General features: G+C 64.2%; 10 protein-coding genes. 5 read left to right on the forward strand and 5 right to left on the reverse strand.

Features of this window, described 5'->3' with window-relative positions:
* The first annotated feature begins 14 nt into the window (after nt 1–14).
* Nucleotides 15–2,072 (forward strand): DUF6600 domain-containing protein, encoded by a 2,058-nt coding sequence (locus WDO72_04615; GenBank protein MEJ0084937.1) that lies wholly within the window; start codon nt 15–17, stop codon nt 2,070–2,072.
* Nucleotides 2,073–2,085: 13 nt separating this feature from the next.
* Here the strand turns inward: WDO72_04615 and WDO72_04620 are convergent, their stop codons facing one another.
* Nucleotides 2,086–2,841: a dimethylarginine dimethylaminohydrolase gene (locus WDO72_04620; GenBank protein MEJ0084938.1), complete on the reverse strand. Its 756-nt coding sequence runs from the start codon at nt 2,839–2,841 to the stop codon at nt 2,086–2,088.
* Nucleotides 2,842–2,995: 154 nt separating this feature from the next.
* On the reverse strand, nt 2,996–4,309 hold the full coding sequence (locus WDO72_04625) for a S41 family peptidase (GenBank protein ID MEJ0084939.1): 1,314 nt from the start codon (nt 4,307–4,309) through the stop codon (nt 2,996–2,998).
* Between WDO72_04625 and WDO72_04630 the strand changes: the two genes are divergently transcribed.
* Entirely contained in the window at nt 4,294–5,502 is a 1,209-nt protein-coding gene (locus WDO72_04630; protein MEJ0084940.1) for a gluconolaconase, read from the forward strand. The two genes, WDO72_04625 and WDO72_04630, sit on opposite strands and share 16 nt — an antisense overlap.
* Nucleotides 5,499–6,203 (forward strand): glutamine amidotransferase, encoded by a 705-nt coding sequence (locus tag WDO72_04635; GenBank protein MEJ0084941.1) that lies wholly within the window; start codon nt 5,499–5,501, stop codon nt 6,201–6,203. The genes WDO72_04630 and WDO72_04635 overlap by 4 nt, the downstream gene beginning before the upstream one ends.
* Here WDO72_04635 and WDO72_04640 read toward each other — a convergent pair.
* Entirely contained in the window at nt 6,200–7,270 is a 1,071-nt protein-coding gene (locus WDO72_04640; GenBank protein ID MEJ0084942.1) for a substrate-binding domain-containing protein, read from the reverse strand. The genes WDO72_04635 and WDO72_04640 overlap by 4 nt on opposite strands.
* Nucleotides 7,271–7,468: 198 nt before the next feature.
* Here WDO72_04640 and WDO72_04645 point away from each other — a divergent pair, with 198 nt between their 5' ends.
* Nucleotides 7,469–8,923, forward strand: a complete 1,455-nt coding sequence (locus WDO72_04645; GenBank protein MEJ0084943.1) for an aldehyde dehydrogenase family protein — start codon at nt 7,469–7,471, stop codon at nt 8,921–8,923.
* Between the two features lie 12 nt (nt 8,924–8,935).
* Nucleotides 8,936–9,925: a methionyl-tRNA formyltransferase gene (locus WDO72_04650; protein MEJ0084944.1), complete on the forward strand. Its 990-nt coding sequence runs from the start codon at nt 8,936–8,938 to the stop codon at nt 9,923–9,925.
* 50 nt (nt 9,926–9,975) lie between these two features.
* Here WDO72_04650 and WDO72_04655 read toward each other — a convergent pair whose 3' ends face one another.
* Nucleotides 9,976–12,546, reverse strand: coding sequence for a TonB-dependent receptor (locus tag WDO72_04655; GenBank protein MEJ0084945.1), 2,571 nt, complete (start codon nt 12,544–12,546; stop codon nt 9,976–9,978).
* A 291-nt stretch (nt 12,547–12,837) separates the two neighbouring features.
* Nucleotides 12,838–15,441, reverse strand: coding sequence for an InlB B-repeat-containing protein (locus tag WDO72_04660; protein MEJ0084946.1), 2,604 nt, complete (start codon nt 15,439–15,441; stop codon nt 12,838–12,840).
* Between the last annotated feature and the right edge of the window lie 609 nt (nt 15,442–16,050).

Genomic DNA, 16,050 nt, shown 5'->3' on the forward strand with positions numbered 1-16,050 from the left:
TCACCATGCAGACCATGTCTAAAAACCCACTTCGCGCCCTCGCGCTGCTGTCGTTGAGCCTCGCGTTCGGCGCAGCCCATGCGCAGGATGACCAGGCATACGAGTCCGACCCGCCGGACCGCGCCGCCCGGCTCAGTTACCTGCAGGGCGAAGTATCGCTGCAGCCTGCCGGCGAGGACGAATGGGCGGATGCCATCGTCAACCGCCCGCTCACGACCGGCGACAAACTGTGGCTCGATGAAGGCGCGCGCGCCGAAATCTATGTCGGCCAGGCCGCGGTCCGGCTCGGCAGCAACACCGGTTTCTCCTTCCTCAACGTCGACGATGACACCATCCAGATGCGCATGACCGCGGGCGTCATCGACGTGAACGTGCACGCGCTCGAAGGCAACGAGCAGATCGAAGTCGACACGCCGAACATCGCGCTGTCGATCCTGCGCCCGGGCCGATATCGCGTCGAAGTGAACGACGCGGGCGATACCACGGTGGTCAAGGTCAGTGAAGGTACCGCCGAAGCCAGCGCCGGGTCGCACAGCACGGTCGTGCATGCCCAACAGGCCGCCACGTTCCGCGGCGACGAGGATCTGGTTGCGCAGTTGGGAACACTGGGTGCGCCGGACGAATTCGATTCGTGGAGCCTCGAACGCGACCGGCGCGACGAACGCGCGGCGACGTCGGAGACGGCACGTTACGTCGCGCCCGACGTCACGGGTTACCAGGATCTCGACGACAACGGCACCTGGGCTTCGGAACCCGAGTACGGTTACGTGTGGACGCCCTCGCGTGTGTCCGTGGGCTGGTCGCCGTATCGCGATGGCCGCTGGGTGTGGGTCGCACCCTGGGGCTGGACCTGGATCGATGACATGCCCTGGGGCTACGCGCCGTTCCACTACGGTAGATGGGCGCATGTACGTGAGCGGTGGTGCTGGGTACCCGGGCCGCGCCACGTGCGCGCGGTGTACGCACCGGCGCTGGTCGGCTGGGTCGGTTCGCCCGGCGTCGGCGTGTCGGTCGCCATCGGCAACCGGATCGGTTGGTTCCCGCTCGGGCCGCGCGAAGTGTATGTGCCGGGACGCCGCTTCAGTCACCGGTATGTCGAGCGCGTGAACGTGCACAACACGGTGATCGTCAACCGGACGTACGTGACCAACGTGTACGACAACCGCGAGCGGAACATGACGTATCGCAACCGCGCAGTGCCGGGCGCGGTGACGGCCGTGCCGCGCGCGACGTTCACCTCGGCGGAGCGCGTGGGCAATCACCGCATACGCATCGACGAACGCGAGATCAGCCGCACGCCGGCCACCGCGCTGGCGCCGCAGATCGCGCCGGGGCGCGAGAGCCGCCTGGGCGCCGCCGTGGGAACCCGCATGAATGGACGCGTGCCGCCGCGCAACGTCGAAAACCGGCAGGTGGTCGTGAAGCGCGCCCCGCCGCCGGCCTCCGCGCGTTTCACGCGCGGCGATGGCACTAACAATGTGCCGCGCGAGCAGCCCGTTCGGGAGCAGCGCGCACGGGAAATCAATCAGGAAAATGGTTCCGATCGCGGACGGGTTTTCGACGATCGCAACACGCGCGATACCCGTGCGTGGCGCAGCGATCGACCCGCTCGATCGCAGCCCAACACGCAGCCGGCCACGCAAACGCGCGCGGATCGGCAGCCGCAGCAGGATCAGCCGCCCGTGGCAGTGTCACGGCCCGCACCGCAGACGACGCCCCCACGCGATTGGCCGCAGCGCACGCAGGAGCAGCGCCAGCGCCCTGAACCGCAGGAGCGCGGCCAGGCCGATCTGCAGCGACGCCAGCAGTACGAGCAACAGCGCGACCAGCAGCGGCAAAGCCAGGAGATTGCACGCGCCGCGCGCCAGGCGGAGACGCGTCAAACGGAAAGACGCGTCGAAAGGCAGCCCGTCGAAAGACCGCCTGTCGAACAGCGCACGCGCGAAGTCGAACGCCCGCGCGTGGAACGTCCGCCCGAGCGGCAGGAGCGGCAGCAGCCCGCCCAGCCCCGTCAGCAGCCGACCGAGCGAAACCAGCCACGCGAGTGGCGCGGGAACGATCGGAAAAAATAAGCTCGCGGCGCGATCAGATCGATTGACGATCGAACCAGCGCAGCGACATGCATGAAAGACCTGCATCGATCTTCGCGACTTCGGTAACCGGCAGGGCCACGACGTTCAGGCCATGCTGCGCGAGCATCTCGAAGATGCGCGGGCATCCAGCCCTGACGAATACGGTGTCATTGATCCGCAGCGCGTTGCACGCGTGACGCTCCTCCGCGGGCGCCACCAGCACGCGGAAACCTGCTAACAACCCGGAGTCCGCCAGCTCCTGGGTAGCAAGGATCGTTTCCTCGTCCACCAAGGCGCAATCGGTCTTGAGGTGCAGGGTTCCAGGTGGAACATCGACAACCTCGCCCTTGAGATCGATGGCATTCAGCAGGAGTTTCAGCGCGGCGGCGCCGGTCCGGTCGGTGCGGGCGGACAGACCGATGAAGACGCGGCGCGGCGTCACGAGAATGTCCCCGCCGTCGGCAAATCCCGCATCCAGTTTCAGCACGGTCGGGAATCGTGCGTGTAGTTCCGATGCAAGCTCGTTTGCTTCAGCCATCCGGGTGGGTGCCCCGGGTCGCAGCAATATCGCCACTTGCGGAAAGACCAGCGCGGGATCCTCGACGAAGATCGAATCCGGAAACTCCTCCAGCGGCGCGAGCGTGGTCACCTGGACGCCGGCCGACTCCAACGCGGCGACGTACGCTTGGTGCTCGACGACGACCGCTTCGAAAACCGGCGCCGGTCCCGCGTGGGCGCGCAGGCCGTTGACGACGCTTCTTCCGGGCATGCGCACGAGCGCCGAATTGAAATCGAAGACTCTCAACGGGACTCCGGAATCGTCACACCGACTACGACAGCGACACGATCGGACGGCCAACGTCCGTCGATCTCATCATCTGCTCGCAATGTTCCACGTTCGCTTCGGTTCATCGCGCCACAGGTCATCGAATCTCCTGGGAGGCGGCTAGCGCTCGCATGGCATCGATCTTCTCCGTCGCGAGCTTCACGGCAACATCGAGCGCCTGGTTTGCATCCGCCTTCACATCCGGCTCGACCCCGGCGCCCTCCCAGTCGGTCCTGGTGATGGGGCGTCCGCTCGGCACCCTCATCATGAAGTGATCGTCGATGCCAACAGATTCCACGGTATGAGCTCCACCAAGGGTTGTCTCTCCGACCAACGTAGCCCGCTTCAGGTTTCTGAGAACGTTCGCAAGATACTCCGCGGCCGAGAAGGTCTGCTTCGATGTGAGCACGAACACGGGCTTGGCAACGAATTTTCTGCCCGGCACGTCGGACGACGTCCACATCTCCTTGGTGGCGCTCTCCGTGCGACTGAACAAGTCGTCCAGATGCGTGCGTCCGGCGAATAGATAGCTGGCGATATACTCGACCATCCCACCGCCTCCGCCGCGGTTGTCACGCAAGTCGACGATGAGGGCGTCGCTATCGGCCACGAAATTCATGGCCGCGCTCGCCGTCGGCGCACAGACCTTCGTATCGGCGAACATGTTCAACTTCACGTAGCCAATGTTCGGCGGCAGGTGCTCCACCTTCTCGAATCCGCAGTTCATCGAAGCAAGCCACTGCGCCTCCCTTTCGGAGCGCATTGCTGGCGACTCCTCGGGTCTGACGAAATAGCTGAAGCGAACCTCAACGTGTTTGTCTCTGCTGACGCCCTGCAAGTTCTCGGTAAGTTTTCTTGCCAGGTCTTCGCCATAGATCACCGCGCGAAAATCGCCGCGTGCGTTGCCCTTTCGAACTGCCGCAGCCATCTTCTTTCCAATGTCCGGATAGACGTAGGAACTATCGAATGACTCGGCCACGCGTTCGACCAGTTTGGAGCGCGCTGCCCCGTCGAGAATGGTCACCTCGACCTTTGCGCCTGGCGGGATGCGCCATGACCCCAGCGCAACGACTGAATGGGGATCGGCCGCATCGACCGTCACCCTGCCGATTTCTTCGACGGCGTTGGCTCTCGCCTTCACGTGGAAGAAGACATTTGTTTTGTCGCTCGAATAGATTTCGAGCAGCTCATAGCCGCCGACCTCCTCTCTCCATCCGAGGTAGTCGTCCGGATTCTTCCGAGGCATATACGCCCTGGTGAAGGACTCGAGACGCGCGCGGTCGCCACTGTTGAAGGCCTCAAGCCATGCGTTGAACGCACGGCCAGGCGGTGTATTGGGAACCGATACGTCGGCGAGAGAAAAAGCCGGAAACACGGCTAGCAAGGCTACGAGAAGTGTACGACTCGACATGGCGTCTCTCGTGCTTGTGCGATGCCTGGATGGTACTGGCATCATCACCTCGCGAATACGGGGTTCCACAGGAGTCAGTCATGCGAACGGGTATCAATTTGTCGTGGCGAACCGTGCAGGTCGGAGTCATCGCCGCGTTCGCCTTTGCCGGCGAAGTCTTTGCCCAGCAACAACCCCACCCGCGCGACTACCACACGGGCAACATCGGTCTGGGTCTGCCGGTAGCGCCTGCCGCACCGGCGACGGATGGCACGACGCCGCCGAGCACGTTTGCGCCAGCTACCAGCAACGTGCGCATGTTTGGCGCGCTCTACTCCGTCGAGAGCTGTGTCTATGACCCTGGCCGCGGCGTGATCGTCGCGGCGTCACGCGGCGTGGGCCAGTCAGTGCGCGCGAACGACGCCTGGATCGCGTTCATCAATCATGATGGCAGCGTGAATACGCCGCGCTGGATAGGTATCCAGAACTCTGGCGCGGAGCGCGACAACATGACGCCGCCGCTGGTGCTCAACGAGCCGTTTGGCAGCTTCCTTCACAAGGGCGTGCTGTACCTCGCCGATCGCGATGGTGGCACGCCAGACCCCGCCCATCCCGGCCAGAACATTCCCAGTGTCGCGGTGCTGCGCACGTTCGATCTGGCAACAGGACGTCCGCTCCAGTCGATGCCAGTACCAGGATCGCCCTGGCTGAACGACATCGGCGTCGCAGCAGATGGCACCGTCTATGCCACCAACAGCGGCAACCCCGACGATTCAAAATCCTGGGCCATATGGAAGGTGGCGCCGAACGGTGAGGCATCTGTGTTCGTGCAAGGCGCGCCACTCAACCTTCCCAACGGAATCGAGGTGGACCGCGACGGCAATATCGTCGTGGTCAATATCGGCAACACCGACGTGATCACCTTCGCGCCGGATGGACGGGTCATCCGGACGGAACAGGCCGCGCAATCCGGCAATGACGGACTCGTGATCATGCCCGACGGCGTCAAATTCATATCGAGCGTGAGACTGGGCGGCATCTCGATGATTGCACCGGGTGCACGCGCCAGGCTGATCGCCGAGAACATCCCGAGTGCCGCCTCCATGTGTTACGACCCCAGCTTCAATCAGCTCGTCATTCCCATGAACGCCAACAACGGCCTCGCCTTTGTTTCGCTCAAGGGCATCTGGTCTGCCAATCGATCGTCAAAATGAAACGCGCGGCAGTCATACAACATCTCGCCTTCGAGGATCTGGGCACGCTGGCGCCCGCGCTCACGCAGGCGGGTTTTCAGATCGACTATCTACAGGCCGGCGTGGATTCCTTCGATGGTCACTTGTCGACCGCAGAACTGCTGATCGTCCTCGGTGGCCCGATCGGCGTCTACGAGACGGACGCGTACCCCTGGCTCGCCGACGAAACCGGGCTGATTCGCCAGCGCATTCATGCCGGCGGGGCGACGTTGGGAATTTGCCTCGGTGCCCAGCTCATCGCTGCGGCGCTCGGTGGTGAGGTTCGCCCGGGCACGAACGGGAAAGAGATCGGTTGGTCCTCGCTCGAACCCGTCACGCAGCCTGCGGCATCGCAAAAACTCGGCGCGCTGTTGGCCCCGGAGCTGCGCGTACTGCACTGGCACGGCGACACCTTTTCCTTGCCCGCCGGCGCCACGCACCTTGCTCGAAGCGCGCAGTATGAGAACCAGGCGTTTTCATTTTCAGATCACGTGCTCGCGCTGCAATTCCATCCCGAAGTGCGCGTCGCGCAACTCGAGCGCTGGTACATCGGGCACAGCTGCGAGCTCGGGGCGGCGCGGGTTTCCATCCCGCAGCTGCGCGCGGATGGCGCGAAGTACGGCCCGTCTCTCGAATCGGCCGCGGCCGGCTTCTGGCGCGACTATCTCGCCGGCCTGCGCTAACCGCGCAGCGCTTCCTGAATTCCCTTCACACGTCCCGGATCGCGCGTGGCATACCCCGGCAATTTTTCGATGGCGTCGTGGAACTCCTCGCCGCGCATGATGGCCAGCACCTTCTGCACGGCTTCATTCTCGAGGATCTGCTTGCGGCAGACGAAGAAGTAGTCCTCCGTCGCGAGCCGCACGAAGTCGAGCTCGAACTGACGCGCCGCGGCTTCCACGCCGAAACAGACGTCGGCCATGCCGCTGGCCACGTAGGCCGCCACCGCCGCGTGTGTGAACTCCACTCGTTCGTAGCCGTCGAGACGGGTACCGTCCAGGCGCTGCTGCTGCAGTAGTTGGTCGAACAACAGGCGCGTGCCGGAATCCGGATCACGATTGACGAAGCGCACGCCGGGCTGGAGCAGCTTCTCGAGCGACGTGATACGCAGCGGATTGTCGCGCTTCACCATCAGGCCCATCTCGCGCGTGACGAAACCGATCGCACGATGCTCCGTGGCGTTGAGCCACGGCCGCACCGCGGAGATGACTTTCTTGCGCAACGCGCCCTGGGGTAGATGGACGCCCGCCAGCTCGCAACCCGCATGCGCCAGCGACACCAGTGAATTCTGGTTGGTCACGTAACGCAGGTCGACGCCGATGCGCGGATCGCGGCCGATGAGATCGCGCAGCACGGACACCGCGAAGCCATGGCTCGCATGTACGCGCAGGATCTTGGTGCGCTGGGGCAAGGTGTCGTTGATCTCGGTCTCGAGCTCCTGAGCGAGGTTCTGCAACTGCGGCCGCAGCCGCGCCTGCAGCCGCTGCCCCGCCCACACCAGCTTCTCGCCGAGGGGCGTGAGACGCGTGCCGCGTCCTTGCTCGCGTTCCACCAGAGGCGCGCCGAAGAACGTCGCCCACTTCTCGATGAGATTCCAGCTGTGGCGATACGAGATCTGCGCATGGCTGGCCGCCCGCGTGATCTTGCCGCTGGCGCGGATTTCCTTGAGGAATTCCAGCATCACCAGCATCGACTGCCCGTTGTCCTCGCGGCGAAAGCGCCAGACAGGGTCGATCTCGATTCGAATCACGCGGGTCTCCAGATATGAACTCGGCTGCCGGTCTTGGTCCGGCCTTTCGTGCACCGCCGTTCATAGCTGCGGTACGTAGCAGTGGCAACGCGCCTCATATTCCTAACAGCGCGCCTTCGCGTCTAGCCTGTCACTGCAATCGCGTTCACCAATCCGCGCCGCAGACATATGTCCTGCGGTGCATATCTGGAGTGATTCATGGCCGCCCGACCGTCCGACATCCGACAGGATCTGCTCATCGGCGGACGCTGGCTGCCCGCGCAATCGGGCCGTTACTTCGATACGGTGGATCCGGCCAACGAGCAGGTCATCACCCAGGTCGCCGAGGCCGACGCGGCCGATGTCGACGCTGCCGTGAAGGCCGCGCGCGCCGCATTCGAAGGCCCGTGGAGCGAGATGCGCGCCGCGGATCGCGGGCACCTGCTGCTCAAGCTCGCGGAACTCATTCGCCAGAACCAGGATTCGCTGGCGGAGCTCGAGAGTCTCGACTCCGGAAAACCGGTTTCCGCAGTGAAACGCCAGGACCTGCCCGCGGTGCTCGACACGATCGCGTACTACGCCGGCTGGGCCGACAAGATCAACGGCCAGGTGGTGCCTGCGCGCCCGGACGCGCTCACGTACACCGTGCGCGAGCCGCTCGGCGTCGTCGGCGCGATCATTCCCTGGAATTTCCCGCTGATGATCGGAATGTGGAAGATCGCACCGGCACTGGCCTGCGGCTGCACGGTGGTGCTCAAGCCCGCCGAGCTCACTTCACTGACCGCGCTCAAGATCGGCGAGCTCGCGCTGGCGGCGGGATTTCCGCCCGGCGTGTTGAATGTGGTCCCGGGATTCGGCAAAACCGCGGGCGCGGCGCTCGTCGAGCATCCCGACGTCGACAAGATCACCTTCACCGGCTCGCCGGTAGTTGGGCGCCAGATCCTGCGCGGCGCGGCCGGCAACCTGAAGCGCGTGACGCTCGAGCTCGGTGGCAAGTCCGCGAACATCATCCTGCCCGACGCCGATCTCGACGCGGCCGTGAAGGCAGCGGGTGCCGGGATCTTCTTCAACACGGGCCAGGTGTGCTCGGCCGGCTCGCGCATCCTTGCGCACAAGGACGTGTACGACGAAGTCGTCGAGCGGCTGGTGGCACGGGCCAAGGCCGTGCGCGTCGGCGATCCGCGCGATGCGGCCACGTCGATGGGTCCGCTCGTGTCGCAGACGCAGATGACGCGCGTGCTCGACTACATCGAAGTCGGCAAACGTGAAGGCGCGCAAATCGCGACCGGCGGCGCGCGCCACGGCGACAAGGGTTATTTCGTCAGCCCCACGGTGTTCGCCGGCGTGGAACACGACATGCGCATCTCGCAGGAAGAGATCTTCGGGCCGGTCGCCGCCGTCATCCGCTTCGACGACGACGACCAGGCGATCCGTCTCGCCAACGGGACTAACTACGGCCTCGCGGCCGGCGTGTGGAGCAAGGACGTCACGCGGATCCATCGCTTCGTGCGGCGCCTCAAGGCCGGCACCGTCTGGGCGAACACCTATGGGCCCACCGACGTGCGGCTGCCGTGGGGAGGCGCGCGGGATTCCGGCTACGGGCGCGAACACGGCGATGCCGCCATCGACAATTTCACCGAACCCAAAGTTGTCTGGATCAACACCGGACGCTGACCAGGACAACCCATGCGTATCGCGATCATTGGACAACAGGCATTCGGCAAGAGCGTGCTCGAAGCGTTTGCCGCACGCGGCGATCAGATCGTCGGGGTGTTCTGCGCGCCGGAGAAAGCCGGCGCCAGGGCCGATCCATTGCGGCAGGCGGCGCAGGCACTCGGCTTGCCCGTGTTCCAGTTCCCCTCGCTGAAGAACCTGGACGCAGAACATGCACTGCGCAGTCTGGACGCGGACATCGCGGTCATGGCTTATGTGCTGCAGTTCGCTCCGCAGTCCTTCGTGAACATCCCGCGTCACGGCACGATCCAGTATCACCCGTCGTTATTGCCGGCGCATCGTGGCCCGAGCTCCATCAACTGGCCGTTGATCCAGGGCAAGACGCACACCGGGCTCACCATTTTCCGTCCGACCGACGGACTGGACGAGGGACCCGTCATCCTGCAGAAAATCGTGGAGATCGGGGCCGACGACACGCTGGGCAGCGTGTACTTCGATCGCCTGTTTCCCCAGGGAATCGCCGCGATGCTCGAGGCGGCGGATCTGGTCGTAGCCGGCAAACACACCGAGATTGCGCAGGATGAGGCGCTCGCCAGCTACGAAGGCTGGTGCAAGGACGCGGAAGCGCAGATCAACTGGCACGCGCCGACCGCTGCTATCTACAACCTCATCCGCGGTTGCAATCCTTCACCGGGCGCATGGACCACCGCGCACGGCATGAGAGTCCGCATCCTCGATTCGCAGCGGCATGTCGCGCGGCGCTTCGCCGATGTCGGCGGGAAACCCGGCGAGATCATTGCGATCGGCGATAGCAGCATCCAGGTGGCCGCGCAGGGCGGAAGCATAGAAATCCGGAAGGTGAAGATCGACGGCGGGGATAAATCCACTGCGGCCGCGTTCTGCCACGCGAATGGTTTGGTTGCCGGTGACCGGCTCGGGATCGTCGGCATTCCGGTCAGGAAAGAACCGGCCAAAACAATTCAACACGCAACTGCGGATTGAAGTGGCGCTGAAGCCCGGCGACCAGCTGCCGCCGGGCTCCACGACGATTGCTAGAACTTGATGCCGACCCGTGCATACACCTGGCGGCCGTCGTTCTCATACGGCGCACCGCCCGGATAGAGCCGGCCATTGTTGCGCACCGTCACGAGGCCCACCTTCTGGGTGAAATTGTTGAGCACGTTCTCCACGCCCAGCGAGAGGTTGACGCCATCCGAGAGCTGGAGATTGCCGCTCAGATCGAAGAAGGTCTCGGCGCCGATGTCCTCGTAAACGGGCGTCGTCGCCGACGTGTTCGATACATAGATCCAGTCGCCGAAATGGCGCGCGCGTCCGCTCAGGCGCCACTTGCCGAACTCGTAGTCCGCCGACAGATTGCTGGTGAACTCAGGGATGGTGTCGAGGAAACCTACGCGAGTCGGTTCGTTGAACAGCGCCGGATCGAAATCCAGGAACCTGGTCTTGTTGAAATTGCTCGCCCAGGTGAGGCCGAGGCGGCCCGGCCCGACCGGCTTGCGCCAGGCGGCGACGACATCGAGCCCCGAAGTCCGGGTGTCGAAGCTGTTGGTGTAGAAACGCACATGCGTGAGCTCCGTGGCCAGCGGCACGCCGAGGCCCGCGAGCTGATTGCGCTGTTCCGTGGTCAGCTCGAAATCGGTGGATAGGCCGATGCGGTCGTCGATGTCGATGCGATACGCGTCGAGCGTGATCGAAAGCCCGTCGATCGGCTGCAGCACGAGGCCGAGGCTCAGGTTGACCGACTCCTCGGGACGCAGCGCCTCGCCGCCAAACAACCCCGCCGCGACCGAGTTCGATGGCAGCTGCGCGCGCACGTCGACCGAACGCGGAATCGTGGGGTCGAGATTCGGGTTCTGCGCGACGTTCTGCAGGTACTGCTGGCCGGGCGTCGGCGCGCGGAAGCCCGTGCTCACCGCGCCGCGCACGGCGATCGCATCGTTGAAGGCGAATCGCGCCGCGAGTTTCCCGTTCGTCGTGGAACCGAACAACGAGTAGTCCTCGAAGCGGCCGGCGATACCGACGTTGAAACGGTCGGTGAGGTCCACGTCCACGTCCACATACGCGGCCGTGTTGTGGCTCGACCAGGCGCCGGCGGTCGCCGGATGTGCACCGGGGAAGCCGTTCGCCGCAGGCGAAAGATCGCGCAGCGGTCCGAGCACCCAGGACGCCTCCTCGCCCGCATAGATCAGGAATTCTTCGCGGCGATACTCGGCGCCGAAGCCGATGTTCACCGGATTCGTCAAGGCGGTCTGCCATTCGTAGACGAAATCGACATTCGCGGTCTGTTCGCGCTGCTCGCGGCCACCGTTGTCGAAGTCGGTCGGGGACAACGAGCCCAACGAGAGGTTGATCGAATCATCGAGGAAGTAGTCGATGCGGTCGCTGCCGACATTCGCGGAAAAATCCCAGCTCAATCTGTCGGTAGCCTGACCCTTGATACCGGCGGCGAAACTGTAGTCGCGCGTGTCGGAACCGAAGCGTGGCGTGAAGCCGCCCGGATAAAGCGCCAGGAGATCGAAGCCTGGGTCGGTGGCCGTCCAGCTGCCGGCCGCATTCGAGCCGTCCGTCTGGTAGATGGAGTAGTGACCGTTGGGCTTGAGGTTGTACCCGCCGTTGCGCGGCAGCGTGACTGTCTGGCCATCCGCGTTGAGACCGGTCGTCGTGATCGACGGCCGGTAGTTGAAATCCGCGACGCCGCTCTCCTCGGTGTAGTTGCCGAATGCGTAAACCCTGGAGCTCTCGGTGAGGTCGAAGCCGGTATTGATGAAGACTTTTTTGCTGGTCAGCTCCGGCACGCCGTAGCGCTGCACCACGCTGCCAAGGTCCCGGACCGCGCTCGCGTACGGTTCGCCCTGGTTGATGATCGACGCGGCGTCGGCGCGCTGGATGCCGTTGTTGCTCGCCTCGCCGTCGACGTATTCCGCCGCGAAGTTGATGAAACCGCTGTCACCGAGCTTGAAGCCGCTCGACACGCCGACCTGCAGGTTTTCCCCGTCGCCTTTCGAGAACTCGCCGAATTGCACGTAGGCGTCCGTGCCCGGCTGGTCGTTGAGGATGAAATTGATGACACCCGCGATGGCGTCCGAGCCGTACTGCGCCGCCGCGCCGTCGCGCAGCACTTCCGTGCGCTTGAAGGCGCCGGCCGGCAGCAGCGCGAGGTTGACCGCCTGGGCGCCACGCGCGGTGACGTCGACGAACGCGGAGCGGTGGAACCGCTTGCCGTCGATGAGCACCAGCGTGTGGTCGGGGGAAAGATTCCGCAGCGTCGCCGGCCGCACGAAGATCGAGCCGTCGGAGGTCGGGATGCGCCGCACGTTGTAGGAAGGAATGAGCGCCTGCAACTTGCCGTTGATGTCGGGCGTCGCGGTCTTCTGCAGGTCCTGGGCGGAAACCACGTCGATCGGCACGTTGGACTTGAGCACCGTGCGTTCGGCGCGGCGGGTTCCGGTGACGATGACCTGCTCGAGCGGTTCGTTGGTGCCGAGATCGGTGACGGCCGCCGCTATGGCGGCGCTGTCACCGGCGAGTGTCGTACCGCCCAGAGCCAGGGCGACGGCGGCGGCGACGCCGGCTTGTTGCAGATGCGAGACGCGAGACGAGCTCATGGTTCCGATTCCCTGGTAGTTGGTTTGTTCGACCGGGGGAATCTAGTGGCAAAGGAATTCCGCCGATAAATGGCGGAAAAGAATGTCGTAGCGTCTGAACGTTCTCAGCGCCCACGGGTGGCCTGGCAGCGACATTTGCGCGCAGCTGATCGCCGCCGCGCATATCCACATCTCGAATTGGCATGAGGCCCGCGCGAGCCTCACTACTCATTCGGCGCGGGTGGAAGTTAGAGCCAAAAAAAAGGCCGGCGAGCGGTGCATGTGCCCCGCTCGCCGGCCATTCATACCTGACTAGAAAGGCTGCGCCGAACGCAACCCGCCGCGCCGACGCGCGGCCCACAGCAGACCCAACCCAACCACTGACAGCCAGTCCATCGGGCCGCCGCCGCCTTTGCGCTTCTCCGCGGTGACCGTGGCGCTTGCCGTGTCATCGCCACCGGCGCCGCTGCAGGTCAGCGTGAAGGTCTGTATGCCCTCGGCCCGCGGCGTGACCGACTGGCTGCCGCTCGCCGGCATGTTGCCGCTCCATGCACCGCTGCCGACGCACATCGTCGTCGCCGGGGAGGAAACCCAAGTCAAGGTCACCGGCGTACCCACCGTCACACTCGACGGCGAGGCGACAAACGAGGTGATCTCGGCCGGCGCTGCGTCCCAGCAGGCGTACAACGTGATGTCCGCGGTGACCGTGGTGGCGAAGTCGTACGGCGCTTCGCACTCGGCATCGCTGGACCAGCCGCCAAACAGGAAGTTGGCCCGGGTCGGGGCCGTGGGCGCCGCGACTGCGCTTCCGTTCAGCACCGCGACCGGGGCGACTGCCGAACCGCCGGCTGCGTTGAACGTCACCGTATGGCCGTTCAGTACGTAGTTAGCGGACCAGTCACTGGCCCCGAAGGCATCGATAGCCCTGACACGGAAGAGATACATCGCATCCCTGCTGGCGGCGGTCGCCAACAGAGTCACCGTTTCCGGCGTCGCGAACTGGTTCATCTCCTGGGTGATGAAACGCGTGGGCCGGGCATTGGCCGGAACGATCTCGATCGTTTGCCATTCGCCCGTTCCACCATCCCACTGGATCTCGTAACTCGTCGTCAGAACGTCGGTGTTGACCCAGTTGACCGTGAAGGTGTTCTCGTAGACCACGATCTTGCCGGGCGCCGGTATGAACTGCGCGTTGATCGCAGAGCGCACTTCGTCGTTGATCGTGACGCTCGAAACCGTCGGAGCGGCAGGAACCGCAGCGGGGGCCAACGCGGGTGTCGCGCCAGCACGATTGTCGATCTCTTCCCGCAATGCAGTCACCTGGGCGGCGGTGCCAGTCGGCCACACGCCTTCCCGGTTCGGCCGGAATGCCCAATCGAACTGCGCCGCCGGGCTCGTGGTCATGGCCGGGTTCGTCGTCGTCGAACCCGCGGCAACCACGATGCCGATGTCGAACAGCGGATCGAAGAAGGTCCGTGAAGACTCATCGAGGACGTTCGGCTCGAGAACGGCCGCAGCGTCGTGCAGGGCCAGCAGCGCCGGGTCCGTGAGGCCGGTGACGTAGTCGGTGGTCCTGCGGAAGCCAGCTATGGTCGCCGGGAAATCTCCGCCATTTACGACCTCTCTCGACACGATGAAACCGGGAGCGTCGCCAAAGAAGTGGTTGTAGCCCGCGTTCGCGTTGGCGGTCTCGTTCGGCCCCGGCTCGTAGTTGATGACCTGGTGGCCGCGCGCGTGACCTTGCCGGCTTCTGAGGAACGGGAAGTTCACGTGATCGAACACGTTTCCTTCCGCCCAGATCGTGGCGTTGTGACCCGCGCCGATTCCGTAGCCCGTGTTCCTCGCCAGCAGCTGGTTATGGAACGGATGACCCTGGATGTCCTGGTACAGGTTGTTGAAGACGTGGATCCTGCCGTTGCGCACACGCGGAGTACGTTCTTCCGAGCCATGGAACCAGTTGTGGTGAACCGTGCCGTAGTGATTGCTGATGGCAGTGGCGCCGCCACCGATCAGCATGGCCTTGCTGCTTCCAGCGAAGACGTTGTAATCGACCGTGTAGTTTCTCGGGTGATTGGAAATGTCGACCGCGCCGTCGCCCTTCGCCTGATCGGGATCCTGGCCCAGCGCGAGATGCTTGTTCTGGCCGTATCCAAACGTGTTGTTGTGCACCCAGATGTTGGATGCCCGCGTGCCAGTGCCACCGCCATCGATATAGATGGCGTCGTCGTACCACTGGTCGAACCGCAGGTTGCGGAACTCCACGTTGTGGGCTCCGGCGATCGTGATGCCCCAGCCGAAGAGGATGGCATCCGGACCGACACCTTCGACGGTGACGTTACCGTTGCCCGAACCGATCGACATCATGCGGCTGTCATTGACGCCAGGAGGAACGACCGCGCCAGCGCCGGCCTTGTTCGCGGCGACCGTCGTAAACGAGCCGATGGTGCCGAGCAAACGAACTACCAGAGGCGTTCTCGCATTCGCGGTAGCGCCGCGCCCTGTCGAGAACAACGTCGTCGGCAGCGTCGTCGCCATGTTCGCGTGCGTCGCATAGACGATGATGGCGTTGGGGTCCACACGGCCGTCCGGCAGATACCCACCGATGGCGCCGGTCAGCGCGAAATTGTTGGTTCCAGGAAAATCGAAGACGGCCTGATTGGACGGAACGAACGCCGCGCCGTTGCGCGGGTAGGACGTCGTATGGAGGTCCACAAACGTGTGCACAACCGCCACGCCATCGGCAGCCCTGATCTGGATTTGATATTCGCCGCGCGGCAGGCCGGGAACATCCACGCGCCACTTGTCGCGGGCAGGATCCACTTTGCGGACGAGTTCGGTGTCGACCTCGTCCCAGTCGACGATCCAGTTCTGGATCGCGCTGTTGGTTCTCCAGTCAAACGCGCCCAGGGTCCGCACGTAGACCCGGTATCCAGCGTCCGCGCCCGTCCAGGTGGCGTACGCCGATTCAAACCAGGTGCCACTTTCTTCCGTGGCTTGTACGGCTTGCGCCGAAACGGCGGCGGCCCGGACCGTAATACCGCCCTGACCCGCCTGTTCACTGGCACCCGGTGCGGAGGAAAGTTGTCCCGCTGCGCCGGACGATTTGTCGTCGGAGCCGCAACCCGAAATTATGGAAAGTACGAATGCCATGACCAAGAAAGCGAACATGCTTCTCTTGGCATAATGTTTATCGATGATCATTTCTGTGGCCCCTCGTGGATTGTTGCTATCGGGCTGTCTGGCTCGACGATTGATGCGCGATTCGCTTGAACCGGGGGCCGGGTTCAGCGGCGATCGCGCCGACTTTCAGCACCTGCTGATACATGTGCCGGCCCCCTTCATTGCAACCATGCCCTAAATCTTTGCCACCGGTGTCATCCCTAATGACACCGGTGGCAACGGAAGCTACCAAATGCGATGGGTGTTCGGCAAGTGGCGCTTGCCGCGGCGTCCGCCGCGCTCGCGCAGGCCCTCGGCTGGAGCGTCGGGAAAAAGTAAAGTGAAAATCGGAATGCGGCTGTAACC

The organism is Pseudomonadota bacterium, from assembly GCA_037200975.1.
GTDB lineage: Bacteria > Pseudomonadota > Gammaproteobacteria > Steroidobacterales > Steroidobacteraceae > CADEED01.

Excerpts from the sequence above, each read along its gene's own strand:
- WDO72_04615 (MEJ0084937.1), top strand. The coding sequence starts at position 15 with ATGTCTAAAAACCCACTTCGCGCCCTCGCGCTGCTGTCGTTGAGCCTC.
- WDO72_04620 (MEJ0084938.1), bottom strand. The coding sequence starts at position 2,841 with ATGCCCGGAAGAAGCGTCGTCAACGGCCTGCGCGCCCACGCGGGACCG.
- WDO72_04625 (MEJ0084939.1), bottom strand. The coding sequence starts at position 4,309 with ATGTCGAGTCGTACACTTCTCGTAGCCTTGCTAGCCGTGTTTCCGGCT.
- WDO72_04635 (MEJ0084941.1), top strand. The coding sequence starts at position 5,499 with ATGAAACGCGCGGCAGTCATACAACATCTCGCCTTCGAGGATCTGGGC.
- WDO72_04645 (MEJ0084943.1), top strand. The coding sequence starts at position 7,469 with ATGGCCGCCCGACCGTCCGACATCCGACAGGATCTGCTCATCGGCGGA.
- WDO72_04650 (MEJ0084944.1), top strand. The coding sequence starts at position 8,936 with ATGCGTATCGCGATCATTGGACAACAGGCATTCGGCAAGAGCGTGCTC.
- WDO72_04655 (MEJ0084945.1), bottom strand. The coding sequence starts at position 12,546 with ATGAGCTCGTCTCGCGTCTCGCATCTGCAACAAGCCGGCGTCGCCGCC.